15 protein-coding genes are annotated in these 17,575 nt (G+C 55.8%); 8 read left to right on the plus strand and 7 right to left on the minus strand.

Annotated features, from left to right (window positions below; all coding sequences use genetic code 11):
* The first annotated feature begins 98 nt into the window (after positions 1 to 98).
* Together HGO37_RS08470 and HGO37_RS08475 are read left to right on the plus strand one after the other, a co-directional pair.
* Positions 99 to 944, plus strand: a complete 846-nt coding sequence (locus HGO37_RS08470) for a polysaccharide deacetylase family protein (RefSeq protein WP_250982941.1) — start codon at positions 99 to 101, stop codon at positions 942 to 944.
* 145 nt (positions 945 to 1,089) lie between these two features.
* Entirely contained in the window at positions 1,090 to 2,016 is a 927-nt protein-coding gene (locus tag HGO37_RS08475) for a Gfo/Idh/MocA family protein (RefSeq protein WP_250982942.1), read from the plus strand.
* Positions 2,017 to 2,072: 56 nt separating this feature from the next.
* Here HGO37_RS08475 and HGO37_RS08480 read toward each other — a convergent pair whose 3' ends face one another.
* The 3 genes from HGO37_RS08480 to HGO37_RS08490 all read right to left on the minus strand — a co-directional run bounded on the left by HGO37_RS08480 (position 2,073) and on the right by HGO37_RS08490 (position 5,355).
* The gene (locus HGO37_RS08480) at positions 2,073 to 3,104 is read right to left on the minus strand and encodes a sensor domain-containing diguanylate cyclase (RefSeq protein WP_250982943.1); all 1,032 of its coding nucleotides are present in this window, start codon (positions 3,102 to 3,104) and stop codon (positions 2,073 to 2,075) included.
* 221 nt (positions 3,105 to 3,325) lie between these two features.
* The gene (locus HGO37_RS08485) at positions 3,326 to 3,775 is read right to left on the minus strand and encodes a DNA polymerase III subunit chi (RefSeq protein ID WP_192487449.1); all 450 of its coding nucleotides are present in this window, start codon (positions 3,773 to 3,775) and stop codon (positions 3,326 to 3,328) included.
* An 89-nt stretch (positions 3,776 to 3,864) separates the two neighbouring features.
* Positions 3,865 to 5,355, minus strand: a complete 1,491-nt coding sequence (locus tag HGO37_RS08490; protein WP_250982944.1) for a leucyl aminopeptidase — start codon at positions 5,353 to 5,355, stop codon at positions 3,865 to 3,867.
* Positions 5,356 to 5,721: 366 nt separating this feature from the next.
* Here HGO37_RS08490 and lptF point away from each other — a divergent pair, with 366 nt between their 5' ends.
* From lptF to rsmA, 6 genes are all read left to right on the plus strand, one after another.
* On the plus strand, positions 5,722 to 6,891 hold the full coding sequence (gene lptF / locus HGO37_RS08495) for an LPS export ABC transporter permease LptF (RefSeq protein ID WP_250982945.1): 1,170 nt from the start codon (positions 5,722 to 5,724) through the stop codon (positions 6,889 to 6,891).
* Positions 6,888 to 7,976, plus strand: coding sequence for an LPS export ABC transporter permease LptG (gene lptG, locus HGO37_RS08500; RefSeq protein WP_250982946.1), 1,089 nt, complete (start codon positions 6,888 to 6,890; stop codon positions 7,974 to 7,976). Before lptF ends, lptG begins: the two co-directional genes overlap by 4 nt.
* Positions 7,976 to 10,288 (plus strand): LPS-assembly protein LptD, encoded by a 2,313-nt coding sequence (locus HGO37_RS08505; protein WP_250982947.1) that lies wholly within the window; start codon positions 7,976 to 7,978, stop codon positions 10,286 to 10,288. The genes lptG and HGO37_RS08505 overlap by 1 nt, the downstream gene beginning before the upstream one ends.
* 232 nt (positions 10,289 to 10,520) lie before the next feature.
* Complete coding sequence (locus HGO37_RS08510; RefSeq protein WP_192487444.1) at positions 10,521 to 11,471, plus strand: SurA N-terminal domain-containing protein; 951 nt, start codon at positions 10,521 to 10,523, stop codon at positions 11,469 to 11,471.
* A gap of 15 nt (positions 11,472 to 11,486) precedes the next feature.
* A complete protein-coding gene (pdxA, locus tag HGO37_RS08515) occupies positions 11,487 to 12,512 on the plus strand; it encodes a 4-hydroxythreonine-4-phosphate dehydrogenase PdxA (protein ID WP_250982948.1) in 1,026 nt (341 codons plus the stop codon).
* The gene (rsmA, locus tag HGO37_RS08520) at positions 12,512 to 13,342 is read left to right on the plus strand and encodes a 16S rRNA (adenine(1518)-N(6)/adenine(1519)-N(6))-dimethyltransferase RsmA (RefSeq protein WP_250982949.1); all 831 of its coding nucleotides are present in this window, start codon (positions 12,512 to 12,514) and stop codon (positions 13,340 to 13,342) included. The genes pdxA and rsmA overlap by 1 nt, the downstream gene beginning before the upstream one ends.
* A gap of 114 nt (positions 13,343 to 13,456) precedes the next feature.
* On the opposite strand, the gene HGO37_RS08525 is transcribed toward rsmA, so the two are convergent.
* The 4 genes from HGO37_RS08525 to mltG all read right to left on the minus strand — a co-directional run bounded on the left by HGO37_RS08525 (position 13,457) and on the right by mltG (position 17,516).
* On the minus strand, positions 13,457 to 14,512 hold the full coding sequence (locus HGO37_RS08525; RefSeq protein ID WP_250982950.1) for a 2,3-butanediol dehydrogenase: 1,056 nt from the start codon (positions 14,510 to 14,512) through the stop codon (positions 13,457 to 13,459).
* Between the two features lie 112 nt (positions 14,513 to 14,624).
* Positions 14,625 to 15,287 carry a guanylate kinase gene (gmk, locus tag HGO37_RS08530; protein ID WP_192487440.1) on the minus strand — a complete coding sequence of 221 codons (663 nt, stop codon included), beginning with the start codon at positions 15,285 to 15,287 and terminating at the stop codon, positions 14,625 to 14,627.
* Positions 15,288 to 15,291: 4 nt separating this feature from the next.
* The gene (locus tag HGO37_RS08535; protein ID WP_250982951.1) at positions 15,292 to 16,179 is read right to left on the minus strand and encodes a YicC/YloC family endoribonuclease; all 888 of its coding nucleotides are present in this window, start codon (positions 16,177 to 16,179) and stop codon (positions 15,292 to 15,294) included.
* Between the two features lie 122 nt (positions 16,180 to 16,301).
* Positions 16,302 to 17,516 carry an endolytic transglycosylase MltG gene (gene mltG / locus HGO37_RS08540; RefSeq protein ID WP_250982952.1) on the minus strand — a complete coding sequence of 405 codons (1,215 nt, stop codon included), beginning with the start codon at positions 17,514 to 17,516 and terminating at the stop codon, positions 16,302 to 16,304.
* Positions 17,517 to 17,575 lie beyond the last annotated feature (59 nt).

The raw sequence follows: 17,575 nt of genomic DNA on the forward strand, positions 1-17,575 counted from the left end.
ACGCGACCGTTAAAAAGCGCGCAGTGAAGTAACCAGTCATTAACCATAATCGGAGAAAGTCGCAGGCACTTAAGCCTGCTCTTTTTTCGAGAATCTTCATGCTGTTACGCGCCATTTCCGCCGCCGCACTTGTTTCTGTCTGCCTGTCCGGTTGCGCCGGAAAACCCAATCTTAATGGCGCCTCGCTGAAGACCTCTTTTGCCGCGACCATGCCAGTCCATGGCCCTGTTCATGCCAATGACCCAGTTGCGATGTCGCCTGTTGCGTGGATGCGTCCCGGAAGCCCATTTGGCTTGGCCGGACGCGATATCGTCGTTTCATCCTTCTCGGATATCAGCCTTGCCAATAAGGAAGTGGTATTGAGTTTTGACGACGGCCCGGTGCCTGGCAAAACGGAAAGCATTCTGGCGACGCTGGACGAGTTTGGCGTGAAAGCCACTTTCCTGATGGTTGGCGAAATGGCCAAAAGCCATCCTGACATTGCCAAGAAGGTTGTCGCCGACGGTCACAGTATCGGCAGCCACACCTTTCGCCACCCCAATCTGCGCAGCCTGTCGTTTGATCAGGCAATGTCGGAAATCTCCCGCGGCGCCAATGCCGTTGCAACAGCGACAGACACAGACGCTGCCTTCTTCCGCTTTCCTTATCTGGCCGACACCGGTCGTCTGCGCCATGCACTCGACAGCCGGGGCATGGTCATCATGGACGTACAGGTCGATTCGAAGGATTACTTCAAGGATTCACCAGCCATTGTTGCTTCGCGTACAATGGATGCATTGCGCCACCGTGGCAGCGGCATTATCCTGATGCATGACATTCACAAGCGCACCGCCAGCATGCTGCCAGCCTTGCTGACACAGCTGAAGGCCGAAGGCTATAAAGTCGTACATTTGCGCTACAAGAAGCCAGACGCAAAACCGATGCTGATGGCAGGAATCATCTGAAAACCCGTTATTTTACCGGCAAATTACGGCCAATTCAAAACTTGCACGTGGATTGGCTCAGGCCATCTTGCTCACCTTCATCTTTCTGCTACAACCTTGTAAAATAATATTTATAGCGTGAACAGTCAGACGGATTATAGCAATCATGCCAAGTACAAAGCTCGCCATCGTTGGCGTCGGTAAAATCGTCCGGGACCAGCATCTCCCGGCTATTGCCAGCAACCCGGATTTCAATCTGATCGCGACAGCAAGCCGTCACGGCACTGTTGAAGGCATTCCCTCCTACGGCACAATCGACGCATTGCTGGAAGCCGTGCCTGAGCTTGAGGCCGTATCGCTGTGCATGCCGCCGCAGTACCGTTACGAAGCCGCACACAAGGCGTTGATGGCTGGCAAACATGTCTTCCTTGAAAAGCCACCGGGCGCCACCCTGTCGGAAGTGCAGGATCTCGTGCGCATTGCCGATTCCAAGGGTCTTTCACTGTTTGCGAGCTGGCATTCGCGTTATGCCCCCGCTGTAGAGGCTGCCAAGTCCTTCCTCGCCTCCACCAAGCTCAACAGCGTTCATGTAATCTGGAAAGAAGACGTGCGCCACTGGCACCCCAATCAGGCATGGATCTGGCAGGCTGGCGGCCTAGGTGTGTTTGACCCCGGCATCAATGCCCTGTCGATCATCACCCATATCCTGCCGCGCGCCTTGTTCATCACCAAGGCTACGCTCGAGTTTCCGGAAAACCGTGATGCGCCAATTGCCGCCGACATCCATTTTGCCGACGTGACCGGCCTTGATGTGCACGCCGAGTTTGACTGGCGCCAGACCGGTAAGCAGAGCTGGGACATTGTTGCCGAAACCGACGCTGGCCAGATGGTGTTGTCTGAAGGCGGCGCGAAATTGTCGATCAACGGCGAGTTGAAGTTTGCCGAACCGGAACGGGAATATCCGGCGCTTTACGAACGTTTTGCCGAGATCATCAAGGCGAAGCAGTCGGATGTCGATCTGGCGCCACTGACCCATGTTGCCGATGCATTCCTGCTCGGACGTCACAAGTTCGTGGATTCCTTCTACGATTGATATGTGTTTTCCGCGCCGCGATCTGTCGTGGCGCGGAAGACCCCGACTGAGTTTGATCAGTTGGTGCGGCAGACGAAACGATCGCGGCCTTCGGCCTTGGCCTGATACAGCGCCTTGTCGACGGTGCGCAGCAGGGTTCCCAGATCACGTCCCGCCTCTGGTGCAATGGCGCCGCCAATGCTCAATCGGGCATGGACGAGATGTTCTCCATCTGCATCGAAGGGTTCGCGGAATGCCACCAGCAACCGATCTGCAAGTTCGCCCAGCTTCTCCGGACCAACCGGCCTTGGAATAAAAATTGCAAACTCGTCGCCACCAACACGGATCACCACATCCTCGGCGCGAACCGTCTCGCGTATACGCATGGCAGCTTCCTGCAACACCGTGTCACCAGCGCTGTGGCCGAGCGTGTCATTGATCGACTTGAAGCCATCCATATCGAGGTAGAGCGCACCAAAAAACTGGTCGTCCCGCAGTGCGGCATTGAGCTGCAGGGTCACGAGGTGGTCAAGCGCCTTGCGGTTAAAGAACCCTGTCAACGGATCGGTCATGGCAGCCGTTTTCAAATCCTGTTCGGCAAGGCTCATGGTGAAGTTGGCGCGTTGCAAACGCAGCAGCGCCGCCGCCAGCACCGCGAAACGGTGCAGACTTTCAATTTCATTGGGCGACAGGTCACGCGGAAATGTATCGACGATACAGAAGGCGCCAACCACCAGACCGGTATCAAGCTCAATCGGCACGCCGGCATAAAAGCGCAGACGAGGTCCGCCCTGCACATAGGGCATCACTTTCAAATCAGGATGCAGAGCAAGATCGGGAATAATAACGGCCTTTTGTGTCGATATAACCCGAGAGCAGATCGAGATATCGCGCGAGCAGGCAGAAAGCTGCATACCGGCCTGATAGGCAATATGCATCCAGTCTTCATCGATGATGTGAATGGCGGCGCGCAGGGTGGAAAACACGTTTTGTGCAAGTTCCGTCAGGGCGGACAGTTCTGGAGTAGGTTCAACACCAAACGGCATTATCGACCGTACGGCGAGCAATCGTTCCGCTTCGTTGTCCGGCGCTGGCACGTTCAGACCCATCGTGTCTCCTCTCACGCCCTGCTTGAGGAGATGACGTCCTTCAGCAAGGCTCACGACCAGCAAACATTAGCCGTGACTACAAAATTAAACAGAGATTTATCAGCAGACTAGGGTCTCGTTCCACCCGAGAAACAACCCGTAATTATTTCCATTGATATGTTGGGTCGGCACCGTACCGCTGCCGATGAAACTGCCCTTGTCGGGCAGATATGGCGCAAGCGTTAGGCTTTTTTCTGCCAGCGGCCTTCTGGCGATTGCTGCCAGTAGGTGAGGTTATGCCCCTCGCCTTTCAGTTTTTTCCACTGGGCGCGTGCGCCCTCAAGCTGGGTTGCATCATACCCGTCGAACATGAAGACGATACGTTCATAGGAATCAATCGACGGTGGTTCGGCACCATCAACGATAAACCGCACACTGGCCTGATTGATGTTGTCGGGAGATGACGTCAGCAGAACCGGCTGGTTTGCAGCCTCATCCGACGCTTCGGTGGCATGCGGCAGAAAACTGTCATCGCGAAATGTCCACAGATGCGTGTCGAGTACATCACGCCGATCATCAGCTGCGGTCTGGACCACAACTTTCCATCCGCGCTCCAGGCTTTTTTCAAGCAAAGGCGGCAGGGCATCCTCCAGCTTCGATTCCGTCAGATGGTAGAAAAGAACTTCCGTCATCGGAATGCCCATGCCTTTATTCGTTATGCTTCAAATCACTGTATAACACACCGCCCAAGGGGTATTGCCCTTGGGCGGTACGATGATGATCAATCTTCGTAGTGGGCGCGAACCAGCTCATTCAGCAGACGCACACCGTAGCCGGAACCCCAGGACTGGTTGATCTCGGTCAGCGGCGAACCCATTGCGGTGCCGGCAATGTCGAGATGCGCCCAAGGCGTGTCGCCCACAAAACGCTTCAGGAACTGCGCTGCGGTGATCGAACCGGCCAGACGTCCTGCACTGTTCTTCATGTCGGCAAATTTGGAATCAATGATCTTGTCATAGTCCTTGCCGAGTGGCAGACGCCACAGTTTTTCTTCGGTTACATCACCGGCAGTGCTCAAACGGGCCGACAGTTCATCATCATTGGAGAACAGGCCAGCCTGCAGATTGCCGAGTGCAACCGTAACGGCACCGGTCAGAGTGGCAAGGTTGATCATGAATTTTGGCTTGAAGCGGTCATTGGTGTACCACAGCGCGTCGGCCAGCACGAGGCGACCTTCGGCATCGGTATTGATGATTTCGATTGTCTGACCGGACATCGAGGTGACGATGTCACCCGGACGCTGGGCATTGCCGTCAGGCATGTTCTCAACCAGACCGATGACGCCAACCACATTGACCTTGGCCTTGCGAGCCGCCAGCACATGCATGAGGCCGGTCACGGCCGCAGCGCCACCCATGTCGCCCTTCATGTCTTCCATGCCAGCACCTGGCTTCAGCGAGATACCGCCGGTATCGAACACCACGCCCTTACCGACGAAGGCAATCGGCTCATCCTTCTTCGAGCCACCCTTCCACTGCATGACTGCGAGACGTGGGGGGCGAACCGAACCTTGAGCCACGCCGAGCAGTGCGCCCATGCCGAGCTTCTTCATTTCCTTTTCGCCAAGGATTTCGACTTCGACGCCGAGCTTCTGCAGTTCAACAGCCTTGTCGGCGAATTCTTCTGGGCCAAGCACGTTTGGTGGGAGGTTGACCAGTTCGCGGGCGAGATTGACACCTTCGGCGACAGCTTGCGCCGTCTTGAACGCCTTTTCGGCAGCGTCATGCGCTGTCGTTACAATGGTGATTTCAACCGTCTTCGGTGTCTTTTCATCGTCTGACTTCTTCTTGGTCTTGTATGCGTCAAACGAATAGGCGCGCAGAAGCAGGCCAAGCGCGATGCCGCTTGCAGCTTCACCATCCACATCCACGCCCGGTGCATCTGCATAGATCACGACCTTGCTGGCCTTCTTAAAGTTGGCGGCAGCAACGCCACCGGCGCGCAGCCAGTCATGGGCGGTCAGCTTTCCGGCCTTACCGAGACCCAGCACCACAATGCGGTCGGCATCGGAATTATGCGGCGCGATCACATCGAGCACGCTCATCGACTTGGCCGAAAAGCCTGCAATCTTCGCCGCCTTCGGAATCACACCACCGGGATCAGCCTGCTGGGCACCGGCGGGCGCATCTTCCCCTGCCGCTTGCAGCAATACGGCAACGGCATCTTCAGGGGCAGCAGATTTGGCGAAAGAGATATTGAACTTGGCGGACATGATTTTCCTGCTCGTACGTAATCGTTTAAGGATCGGTTTGTGTTCAGGCACCATATGGGTGGCGCAACCAGAAGATCAAACCGGGTGGCCGATCATCGTCTTTTAATTGACCAGCGCAAGTGTTCAATCCATCTCGAAACGGTCATTTTGATGTTTCATTGCGCTCAACCTATATGAATTATCCACATAAAGTTGCGGCAAGCAAAAACGCGCCATAAGCGGCGGACGAAAAGACACAGTGTCCGTAAAAAAAGGTTTTATAAAACGGATTTGTGACTGGCATGGAGTCGCCAACGCCGTTCGATGCGATTAGATAAGCCGAACTTCCCTTAAGGGAATGAAGCCAAAACGTCTTCAGGGACCGGAATGACGCTACTTGAAAAATACATAATGCAACGCACCAGCCAGATGTTTCTGGCCGCATTGCTTCCGGTCCTGGCAATTATCTGGACGATACAGGTTCTTCAGCGGATCAACCTCGTGACGGACACTGGCCAGTCCATGGGTTCGTTTGCCACGCTGGCAACCATGCTTCTGCCGACACTTATTCCGGTTGTTTTGCCGTTTGCGCTGGTGATTGGCATCACGCAGACCATGACAGCCATGAACAATGACTCCGAGCTGGCCATCATCGACGCCGCCGGTTCGCCGCGCAGCATCCTGTTTCGGCCGGTTCTTATTCTGGCGGTTGTGCTCGGCGCATTTTCTTTCGTGGTCACCAATTTCATCGAGCCGCCTGCCCGCAGCACGGCGCGACAGATGGTGGCAACCGCTTACGCCGACCTTCTGTCCTCGGTCATCGAGGAAAAGACCTTTCGCACCATTCAGGACGGTCTTTATGTGCAGATCGATGCACGACAGGGCCGTGTTTTGCGTGGTCTGTTCGTTGCCGACCGGCGCGACCCGAATTTTGACCTGATCTACTACGCCAAGGAAGGCGCTATCGACGCCGGTGGCACCTCGCTCACCATGCGTGACGGTGAAGTGCAGCAGAAGACGCCCGACGGCAAAGTATCGATCGTCAAGTTCATGTCCTACGCCTTCGACCTGTCGACCATGTCGGAAAGCAGCAAGACCGAGCAGACATTTGCCGCAAGCGACAGCAGTCTGGCATTCCTTCTTTCTCCCGATGTCGAGTCTGATTCCTACAAGAAATCGCCTGGAAACTTCCGTTCCGAATTGCACCGCAGACTTTCCGACTGGATGTTCCCACTCGTCTTTGCGTTGATCTCGCTGGTCATTGCAGCCGACGCGCGTTCGCACCGTGAAGCCCGCATGCATCCGATGGTCGCAGCGCTGATCACCGCCTTCATGCTGCGTTGGCTCGGCTTCTATTTCACCAATCAGGTGAAACAGAATGCGGCCTTCATTCCATTCGTTTACGCCATTCCGGTGCTGAGTGGCGCTATTGCCATGTACCTGTTGGCGACCGGCCGCAAGTTGCGCCTGCCTTCTGCCCTCGCCGACGGTCTGGGTAAGCTGCGCCGCTCTGTCGTCAAGCGCTTTACCTCTGACAAGGGAGGTGCCAGCGCATGATCTTCAACACGCTGTCGCGCTATTTCCTTAGCCGTTACCTCATCACCATGGTGTGGTTTCTGCTTGGCGTTTCCGGCATTATTTTCCTTGCCGATTTCAGTGAAACGGCAAGACGCCTTTCCGGCCTCCCGGGATACTCGGTGCCTGCGGCGCTCGGTCTGACAGCACTGCGTCTGCCATTGATCTTGCAACAGACCATTCCGTTCATCGCGCTGTTTGTTGGTATGACGACGCTGATTTCGCTGAACCGGCGTTATGAGCTGGTTGTTACCCGGGCCGCCGGTATTTCCGTCTGGCAGTTCATGATGCCGTTCATCATCGGCGCTGCCCTGATGGGTGTTGCCACGATGACCATCGTCAACCCGCTTGCAGCCTGGGGCCAACGTCAGTCCCTGACGATGGAAGCCGGATGGCGCAACAGCGGGGGCAGCGTACACCAATCCGACATGATCCCGTGGCTGCGTCAAACCAGCGCCGGACAGGACACAATCATCGGCTCGAAGAGCTTCGAGGACGGTGGCACCCTGCTCAATGATGCCGTGCTGATCCATTTTGATACGGACGGCAACATCACCATGCGGCAGGACGCACGCACAGCAAAGTTGGAGGATGGTTACTGGAATCTTACTGATGTGTATCAGACACAGCCAGGACAAATTCCGAGCTTTCTTCAAACCGCAAAAATCAGCACCAATTTGAGACAGGAGTTCGTGCAAGAGCGTATGTCGCAGCCGGAAACCGTTGCTTTCTTTGACATTTCCCGAAAAATCGAGATTGCGCGTTCGTTTGGTCTGTCGTCAAAGGCGCTCGAGACACAATATCATTTCATGCTTTCGATGCCGTTACTGCTGGTCGCCATGACCTTGATTGCAGCAACAGTATCGTTAAAATTCAGCCGGTTCGCTCAATCCCGCTCGGTGATTCTGGGTGGAATAGTTTCCGGCTTCGTGCTTTATGTAATAACCGTGCTCGTAAGGGCATTCGGAAGTAGTGGCGTGATCCCGCCTTTCGTCGCGGTCTGGGTACCAGTCATCGTGGCGGTCGCGTTAGGGGCAACAGTGCTGCTTCATCAGGAGGACGGCTAGTGGCGGTATATGACCGCGGGAATATCAGACGGCTATGGGCGGCCCTTCTGACGGGTGCCGCTGTGTGCGCGTACATATCATCTGCTCCGGTGGCCTTTGCCCAAGACGGCATTGTCACAACGGAAAACACAGATGATTCGAAACTCCTGCTTACAGCAAATCAACTGACCTACAATCGTGACTCCGAGCGCGTTATCGCGACGGGTGGCGTACGTATGCATTATACGGGTTACCGCATGGTGGCCCAGCAAGTTGAATACGACCAGAAGACTGGCCGCGTTATTGCACGTGGCAACATCGAGTTGATCGAACCTGACGGTAACAAGATCTACGCCGATGAACTTGATGTCACGGATGACTTCTCGCAAGGCTTCCTGAATTCCCTGCGTGTTGAGACAACCGACAATACCCGTATTGCTGGCGAAAGCGCCGAGCGTATCGACGAAAACACCACCGTGTTGAACAATGGTGTCTACACAGCCTGTCTTCCGTGCGCCCAGCGCCCTGACAAGGCACCGCTGTGGCAGGTCAAGGCAGAACGCGTGGTTCAGGACGGCAAGACCCACACCGTGCGTCTGGAAAAGGCCCGTTTTGAACTGTTCGGCAAACCGATTGCCTACCTCCCCTTCATGGTCGTTCCCGATAATACGGTAAAGCGTAAGTCAGGCTTTTTGTTCCCGCGCATGAGCGTGACGGACAATCTTGGCTTTGGTATTGGCGTTCCGTATTTCCAGGTTCTGTCCGATACAGCTGATGCGACGATTACGCCGTATTACTATACGAACCAGGGCCTCCTGCTTCAGGCAGAAATCCGCCAGCGATTCGAAAATGGCAGTCACACCGTTAACATGGCTGGCATCAACCAGAAAAATTCTGATGCCTTTACGCTGGGCACCAGTGACGCGGAAAATGACACCCGCGGCATGATCGCCTCCAAGGGCGATTTCAAAATCAATCCGCGCTGGTCATTCGGCTGGGACGTGATGGTCCAGACCGACAACAACTTCTCGCGTACGTACGAACTGTCTGGATATAGCGGTTCTACCCAGACCAACCGCATCTACCTGACCGGGGAAGGTAAGCGTAACTCGTTCGATCTGAATGGCTACTATTTCAACGTTCAGGACCGCGACGAGGCTGAGACAGAAGAGCGCAAGCAGGCGATCATTCATCCGTCGCTTGATTACAAATGGTATGCCCCTGATGATGTTTACGGCGGCGAATTGTCGGTTACGACAAACTTCACCAGCCTGACACGACTTGAGCAGGACATCTACACACTCGACGGTAGCCAGCGCCGTAACGGACTTGAAGGTACGTATTCGCGCTTCACCACCGAAACTGAGTGGAAGCGGACATTTACCTTCGACAGCGGCCTGCAGGTCACTCCACTTCTCGCCGCACGCGGTGATGCAAGCTGGAACGACATGACAGCACCTTCGACCTATGACGGCGATTTCCGTTCTGATGCGACGCTGCGCGGAATGGTCACCGGTGGTCTTGAAGTTCGTTATCCCGTGCTGATCTCGGGTACGAGCAGCAGCCACGTCATTGAGCCGATTGCGCAGCTGTTTGTTCGTCCAAATGAACAATATGGTGGCGGCCTGCCGAACGAAGATGCCCAGGCATTCGTGTTTGACGCGACCAACCTGTTCGAACGCGACAAGTTCAGCGGTTTCGACCGCATCGAAGGCGGCACCCGTGCCAACCTCGGCATTCGCTACAACGGTACGTTTGATAATGGTTATGGCATCCGCGCCGTGGCTGGACAGTCGTTCCTTCTGGCTGGCGAAAACTCGTTTGCAAGTCCGGACCTGCTTAACGTAGGTGCCAATTCCGGCCTCGAAACAGATCGCTCCGACTATGTGGCAATGGCGGCAATCGACGCCCCAATCGGCCTCACTCTGTCGACCAGCCTTCGCTTCGACAAGGATGATCTGGAGATCGAGCGTTCTGAAACCGGCGTCGGTTACACTGACCGTCGTTTCAGCGCCAAGGTCAGCTACACGCAGGTCAAGGCGCAGCCTGACTATGGCTACGTGTTTGACCGTGACATTGTTCAGGCCGCAGGTAGCGTGAAGGTCAACGACAACTGGTCGCTGTTCGGTTCGATCAACTACGATCTGAACAACAAGTTCTCCAGTGAGCGCAAGATCGGCATCACCTATCAGGACGAATGCACGATCCTGACCGTTGCCTATACCGACGTCGGCACAATCAATTCGCAGCGCCAGGCCGCGAATGACTGGTCGATCGGCGCACGGCTCAGCTTCCGTACGCTGGGCGACATCAACATCGGCTCGACCGACTGATGACAACATTTTAAACCGGTATCGCCCTGTCGATGCCGGTTTTTGCTCGATTATTGAATGCGAGCACGGCAACGCCACGCTTTTGCCAAATCCTGCGGGCAGGAATAACGCTTTGCAACCGTTGCTGTTTCAGCATAAGCGGTGATATATACGGGCGCCTTACAATAACAGGCAGCATAAATCGTGATATTCAGGGGCGAAGATCATCCGCTTCGGGGATAAGGAGAAGGACATGATGAATTTCGGCAAGGCCACATTACGTACTGTGGCACTCGGAACGGCTCTCTTGGCCCTGCCCCTGTTCCTTGCACCTCATTCATTTGATGCAAATGCTGCCGCAAGCTCCGTGGCAGTGGTTGTCAACAAGAACCCGATTACCAGCAGCGACATTGCCAAACGCGTCGCCTTCCTTAAGCTGCAGCGCCAGAAGGGTGACCTTAATAAGCTGGCACGAGAGCAGATGATCGACGAGGCATTGAAGCGCGAAGAAATCGCGCGCATGCGCATGTCGGTCAGCACGGAAGCCGTGGATGCTTCCTTTGCCCGGTTTGCTGCCAGCAACAAGATGAACCCGACCCAGCTGACGCAGATCCTGTCGCAGTCTGGCGTAACCGCTGAACACTTCAAGGCATTTATCGCCGTGCAGATGAGCTGGCCTCGTCTGGTCAATGCTCGTTATGGCAGCTCTGGCCGCATGTCCAACCAGGACCTGGTCACACGCATGATGGAACGCAAGGAAAAGCCGGTTACCACGGAATATTTTCTGCAGCAGATCATCTTCGTCGTACCTGAGGCAAAACGTCAGTCGATTACCGGCAAGCGCAAGTCGGAAGCCGAAGCATCCCGTTCCAAATACCCGGGTTGCGAACAGGCCAAGACCTTTGCAGCCACGATGATGGATGTGTCCATTCGCGATCTCGGCCGCATTCTGGCGCCTGAGCTGCCACCAGACTGGAAGCCGCTGATTGAAAAGACCAAGGAAGGCGGCACCACCGCTACCCGCGTCACAGAAAAGGGCGTCGAATACCTCGCGATCTGCAAACAACGCCAGGTGTCGGATGACTTCGCCGCAGAAGTCGTTTTCCGTGCTGAAGACCTGACCAAAGAGCAGAATGGCGACAATCCCAACGAAAAGAAATATCTTGATGAGTTGCGGAAAAAGGCTCAGATCGTCAATAACTGAGTCTGAGGAATATACGTGGCTGCTCTTGAACTTCCGCTTGCCCTGACGCAGGGCGACCCCGCCGGGATTGGTCCTGATATTGCAATTGCAGCATGGAAAAACCGTTCGCAGAACGGCATAAAGCCATTCATCTATGTCGGTGACCGCTCCGTGCTGGAAAGCAGGGCAGCGGTGATCGGCGTCAGTGTCGCAGTGCAGGATGCGACACCAGAAGATGCAGCAAGCGTTTTCGACAAGGCCATTCCCGTTCTCGATATTCCCGCAGGTTTTGCCGTGCAGGCCGGTGAGCCGCACGAAGCATCCGCTCTTGCGACGATCAAATGCATTGAGACCGCCGTCAAGCTGTGCCTTGAGGGACGGGCGGCTGCGATCGTGACAAACCCGGTTGCAAAGTCGATCCTCTACAAGGCTGGTTTCGGTTTCCCGGGTCATACGGAATTTCTGGCCGATCTTTCATTGCAGATTGCTGGCAAGCAGGTCTTCCCCGTGATGATGATTGCCGGACCTAAGCTCAAGGTCGTGCCTGTTACCATCCATATTCCTGTCAAGGACATTGCTACACAGTTGACGCAGCAGTTGATTGTCGACACCTGCCGGGTTGTCGCCAAGGATTTGAAGGAGCGTTTTGGCATCGCGTCGCCACGGCTTGCTGTTGCCGGTCTTAACCCGCATGCGGGCGAAGATGGCGCAATTGGCCACGAGGATCGCGACATCGTGCATCCGGCCACCATGCAGCTGCGTGATGAAGGTATCGAGGCCATTGGCCCCCTGCCCGCCGACACCATGTTCCATGATTCCGCGCGCAAACGCTATGACGTTGCGGTCTGCATGTATCACGACCAGGCGCTTATTCCTGCCAAGGCGCTAGGTTTTGACGATTCGGTCAATGTCACGCTGGGCCTGCCGTTCATTCGCACCTCGCCGGACCATGGCACAGCATTCGGCATTGCCGGTCAGGGCATGGCCAGCGAAGGCAGCCTTGTTGCCGCACTAAACCTCGCTTCCGAGCTTGTGGAACGCCAGAAGGCGGCAACGGTATAATGGCGGGCATTGACGAACTTCCGCCACTGCGTGACGTCATACAGCGACATGGCCTTGATGCGCGCAAGGCGCTGGGACAGAACTTCCTGTTCGACCTCAACCTGACCCAGAAGATTGCCCGCACCGCTGGCCCTCTCGAAGGCGTCACGGTGTTTGAGGTTGGTCCCGGCCCCGGCGGCCTGACCCGCGCTATCCTGTCGCTTGGTGCCAAGAAAGTAATTGCAGTGGAGCGCGACGCGCGCTGCCTGCCGGTTCTCGAGGAAATTTCAGACCATTATCCCGGTTGTCTTGAAGTGATCGAAGGTGATGCACTGAAGACCGATTTCGCCTCGCTGGTACCAGCGGGTGAGCCGGTGCGCATCATTGCAAACCTTCCCTACAATGTGGGAACGCAACTGCTGCTCAACTGGCTGCTGCCACCTGTGTGGCCGCCCTACTGGCTGTCGATGACGCTGATGTTCCAGAAGGAAGTCGGCCAGCGTATTGTCGCCGAAGAAGGTGACAATCATTACGGCCGTCTCGGTGTCCTGACCGGATGGAGAACTGTATCAGAAATGGCATTTGACGTGCCGCCACAGGCCTTCTCACCACCACCGAAGGTCAACTCGACAGTGGTGCACCTTCTGCCCAAGACCAACCCTTTGCCATGTGACGCGGCCAGGCTGGAAAAAGTAACAGAAGCTGCCTTCGGTCAGCGCCGCAAGATGTTGCGCCAAAGCCTGAAGCCGCTGGGCGGTGAAACACTGCTCGCAAAAGTTGGTATCGACGCCACGCGCCGTGCAGAAACGCTATCGGTTGAAGAGTTCGTGGCGATCGCCAACGCCCTCTAATCAAAACCTGTCATCAGCTCCCTGCTATGGGGTTGTCACCCGCGGCAAGAAACCATGCCGCAGGCTTGAACTTCTGTAGTCCGGCAAAAAGCCATGCCGGAAGTTTGCGTGATATCAGGCTGGTGCCTCAACCAGAATCTTGATCTGGGTCTTTTCCTTTACCAGCGTTTCAAAACCCTCGGCAACGATATCATCCAGTGCAATACGCTTGGTGACCAGACGCTCGGCAGAGAAGTATCCCTGCACCATCAGGTCCATGACTGCGGGGAAAATATCGCGGTACGCGATGATGCCCTTAAGGGACTTTTCTTTCAGAACAACCGTATTAGGCTGGAAGCTGGCTTCCTTTTCCCAGATCGAAACGATGACCGTTTCACCTTCATAACGGGTGGCATCAATGCATTGCTGCAGCACGGCCGGAACGCCGGTCACTTCAAACGCCACGTCGACACCGCCACCGGACAGTTCCTTGATACGGACTGCTGCATCTTCCTTGGACGGATCGATCACTGCCGTTGCTCCAAGCTCCTTGGCCTTGGCGCCACGCTGCTCGGACAGTTCGACAACATAGATCGATGTTGCACCGGCAACGCGCAGTGCCTCGATGACCAGAAGACCGATTGGGCCGGCACCGAATACGGCGGCTGTACCGCCTGCTTTGAGGCTGGAGAGACGGACGGCATGCAATGCCACCGCAGCGGGCTCTACAAGCGCGCCCTGCTCGAAGGACAGGCCATCGGGCATCTTGTGTGTCCAGCGCTCACCAACGACCGTGTAGGCCGAAAAACCGCCGCCACCGCCAGAAAGGCCGTGGAAGCCGAGGTCTTCGCAAAGATTGTATTTGCCGTGCTGGCAAGCGGGGCACTTGCCGCAGGACAGGATCGGTTCAACGACCACACGGTCGCCTGGCTTGACCTTGGTGACACCCTCGCCGACTTCAGCAACTTCACCAGAGAATTCATGGCCCATCACAATGGGGGCGACCTCGTGGCTGAGGGCGTGGGGTTTATCAACCGGCACGAAAATCGGGCCTGCGACATATTCATGAAGGTCGCTACCGCAAATCCCGGTCCATTTGACCTTGATTTTGACCTGGCCCGGACCGGGCACAGGTGTCGGCACGTCTTCAATGCGAATATCTCTGGCTTTGTGCCAGCGCGCAGCTTTCATGGTATTCTCCTGTATGCTGTGATTTCACAGCCAGGAGAATACATCGCAAAAATCATACTGAAGTGATCTGGATCAGAAAGGTGAGCAAATGTGTCGCCTTCCTGCGACACCTTTACAGCTTAGGTTCTTCTTCCAGCAGCTTGGTGACGAATTCGAACATGCCGTGGCGACGATCGCGGCGCAGGCGTTCTGCGTAGACAATGCTTTTGACCGAACGGAAGGCGTTATCGAGGTCATCATTGACGATGACGTAGTTGTAGTCGCGCCAGTGTTCGATTTCAGAGCGGGAATTCAACAAGCGGGTGCGGATGACCTCTTCGGTGTCTTCGGCGCGGCGATGAAGACGCGACTGCAATTCCGTCATGGTTGGCGGCAGGATGAAAATCGATACGACATCGGCCGACATCTTATCCTGCAACTGCTCGGCGCCCTGCCAGTCGATATCGAACAGCATGTCGCGGCCCTCGGCCATCGCCGTTTCGACAGGTTCGCGTGGCGTGCCGTAAAAATTACCGTGAACCTCGGCCCATTCCAGCAACTGGTCGGATTCGCGCATGCGCTCAAACTGCGGGATGGTTACAAAGTGATAGTGCTTGCCGGCGATCTCGCTTGGACGCTTGGGCCGCGTTGTGACGCTGATGGAGATGCCAAGCGTTGGATCATCTTCCAGAAGATGATGGGCAATCGTCGACTTGCCTGCCCCCGAAGGAGACGAGATCACCAGCATAAGCCCTCTGCGGGCGATCTTGTCGGGAGAGTTGCTCACCGGTGCCATATGTCTACTCCAGATTCTGAACCTGTTCACGGAACTGGTCGATAACCACTTTCAATTCGATACCCGCTTCCGTTACGGCAACGGCGTTCGATTTGGAACAGATGGTATTCGATTCCCGGTTAAATTCCTGTGCAATAAAATCGAGCTTGCGACCAACAGGGCCGCCTTTTTTCAACAATTCGCGTGAGGCAACCACATGGGCGCCGAGACGATCGATTTCTTCGCGCAGATCCGCCTTGGTGGCCAGCAGCGCTGCCTCGGCGTGCAGACGGTCGCGGTCCAGCCCGTGTACACCATCGCCAAGCTGTGCCAGTTGCGCGGAAAGCCGCGCGGCAATCTTGTCCGGCTGCCGGGAAGGATCGTTTTCTACTGTTGTCGCCAGTTCGGCGATACGGTCAATGTGCCCGCTCAGGACCGTAAACAGAGCCGCACCTTCGCGCTCGCGCATATCCTTCAGTTTCGCCAGAGCATCACCAAAACCAGCCAGCAATTCCTGCTCGCGCTTGGTACGTGTGTCTTCGTCGTCTTCCGCCTCACGAAAGTCGACAAGCCCCCGGATCGACAGAAGTGTATCAAAGCTCATTGGCCCATCAGCAATGATGCCACCAAGCTCCTTTTTCAACGTCATCACCGCATCCAGCGTTTCGCGGTTGACGACGGCCTCAAGGCGATTATCGGTCACGGACACTGACAGTGAAGCCTGTATGTTGCCACGCACCAGGCTTTCACCGGCAAGCCGTCTTACCTCGACCTCCAGAACCTCCATGCCGGGCGGTAGACGCAGACGCATATCCAGCCCCTTGCCGTTTACGGAACGAAGTTCCCACACCCAGCGGTGGCGACCACTGGTGCCTTCGCTGCGGGAAAAACCGGTCATGGATTGCAATGTCATCTTGCCCTCATGGCTAAGGCATTTCAGGCGAATGGAGCTCACCGGAAATGCCCTATCTCTTGTTTGGCGTACTCAAAAGGAAAGGCACCTGCAGTTTTCATGCAGGCGCCCGTAACAAACGATCAGTTGGCTGGCTTTTCCGCCTCAGCGCCACCCGGTTGACCGTCAACGGCGGTTTCCGCGGTGCCACCGGCGGCAGCACGTTCCGCCTCAATCTTGCGCCAGCGGCGCACATTGGCATTGTGCTCATCCAGGGTCTTGGCAAACACGTGACCACCCGTGCCGTCGGCAACAAAATACAGGTCTTCGGTACGCCACGGGTTGGCAACGGCTTCCAGTGCGGCCTTGCCAGGGTTGGCAATGGGGCCCGGCGGCAGGCCGCGAATGATATAGGTATTGTAAGGCGTTTCCTTCTTTAGATCCGACTGGTAGATCGGACGATCAGCCGGCTTGCCGTCACCCCCGAACAGACCATAAATGATGGTCGGATCAGACTGGATGCGCATGCCCTTCTGTAGGCGGTTCATGAATACCGAGGCGACATGGGCGCGCTCGTCATCCTTGCCTGTTTCCTTCTCGACGATGGAGGCCATCGTGACGAATTCTTCAACTGTCTTGATCGGCAGATCGGCATCCCGCTTCGCCCATACCTGTTCAATCAACCCCTTCTGGGCCGCCTGCATCTGCGACACGATTTCCTGACGCTTGGTGCCGCGCGAGAAACGGTATGTGTCAGGCCGCAGGCTTCCTTCAGCCGGAATTTCTGCAGGCAGATCACCTTCCAGAACCGGATCATTCAACAGGCGATCAAACATCTGCTTGCTGGTCAGGCCTTCCGGCAGCGACACGGAATAGAGAATGGACTTGCCGGATTCGAGAAGGGTCATGATCTCCTTCATCGAGGCATTGGCCTTGATCTCATATTCACCAGCCTTTAGGCGCTGGCCCTTGCCCATACTATCGGTCATGTAACGGAACACGCGGCTGTTATCGATAATGCCGCTGCGCTCAAGATTGTTGGCGATGTCAAACAGGCTTGCGCCATTGCGCACGATGAAGTGCGTGTTGGTGGCCAAGGGGCCCGGCGACTGGAACGTGTTGATCATGTAATAGAAACCGCCAACAGTGACGATACAGCCGATAACCGCCAGGCTCATCAGGAAGTTCAGGAAAACGATGAACTGTCCGTGTGCCTTGCGCGAACGCTTTGGTGGGGCTGGAACCTTTTCCGGGCGCAAAGCTTCGGTCGGCGATTTGGGAATGATCGGGCCAGTCTTGTTTTCGCCTGAGGCATCACGTCCGTAAGGCGACTGATTGTTCTGGTTCGTATCGCTCACCGGCGGTCCTTTTCAGTTCTGCATTCCAAAATGGCCTATGTGACCATCCAATGCGGCAA

The sequence above is a fragment of the Rhizobium sp. CG4 genome (assembly GCF_023701965.1).
Taxonomy (GTDB): Bacteria; Pseudomonadota; Alphaproteobacteria; order Rhizobiales; family Rhizobiaceae; genus Agrobacterium.

Excerpts from the sequence above, each read along its gene's own strand:
- HGO37_RS08470 (WP_250982941.1), top strand. The coding sequence starts at position 99 with ATGCTGTTACGCGCCATTTCCGCCGCCGCACTTGTTTCTGTCTGCCTG.
- HGO37_RS08485 (WP_192487449.1), bottom strand. The coding sequence starts at position 3,775 with ATGACGGAAGTTCTTTTCTACCATCTGACGGAATCGAAGCTGGAGGAT.
- lptF (WP_250982945.1), top strand. The coding sequence starts at position 5,722 with ATGACGCTACTTGAAAAATACATAATGCAACGCACCAGCCAGATGTTT.
- HGO37_RS08535 (WP_250982951.1), bottom strand. The coding sequence starts at position 16,179 with ATGACATTGCAATCCATGACCGGTTTTTCCCGCAGCGAAGGCACCAGT.
- gmk (WP_192487440.1), bottom strand. The coding sequence starts at position 15,287 with ATGGCACCGGTGAGCAACTCTCCCGACAAGATCGCCCGCAGAGGGCTT.
- HGO37_RS08525 (WP_250982950.1), bottom strand. The coding sequence starts at position 14,512 with ATGAAAGCTGCGCGCTGGCACAAAGCCAGAGATATTCGCATTGAAGAC.
- HGO37_RS08475 (WP_250982942.1), top strand. The coding sequence starts at position 1,090 with ATGCCAAGTACAAAGCTCGCCATCGTTGGCGTCGGTAAAATCGTCCGG.
- lptG (WP_250982946.1), top strand. The coding sequence starts at position 6,888 with ATGATCTTCAACACGCTGTCGCGCTATTTCCTTAGCCGTTACCTCATC.
- HGO37_RS08490 (WP_250982944.1), bottom strand. The coding sequence starts at position 5,355 with ATGTCCGCCAAGTTCAATATCTCTTTCGCCAAATCTGCTGCCCCTGAA.
- rsmA (WP_250982949.1), top strand. The coding sequence starts at position 12,512 with ATGGCGGGCATTGACGAACTTCCGCCACTGCGTGACGTCATACAGCGA.
- HGO37_RS08510 (WP_192487444.1), top strand. The coding sequence starts at position 10,521 with ATGATGAATTTCGGCAAGGCCACATTACGTACTGTGGCACTCGGAACG.
- HGO37_RS08480 (WP_250982943.1), bottom strand. The coding sequence starts at position 3,104 with ATGGGTCTGAACGTGCCAGCGCCGGACAACGAAGCGGAACGATTGCTC.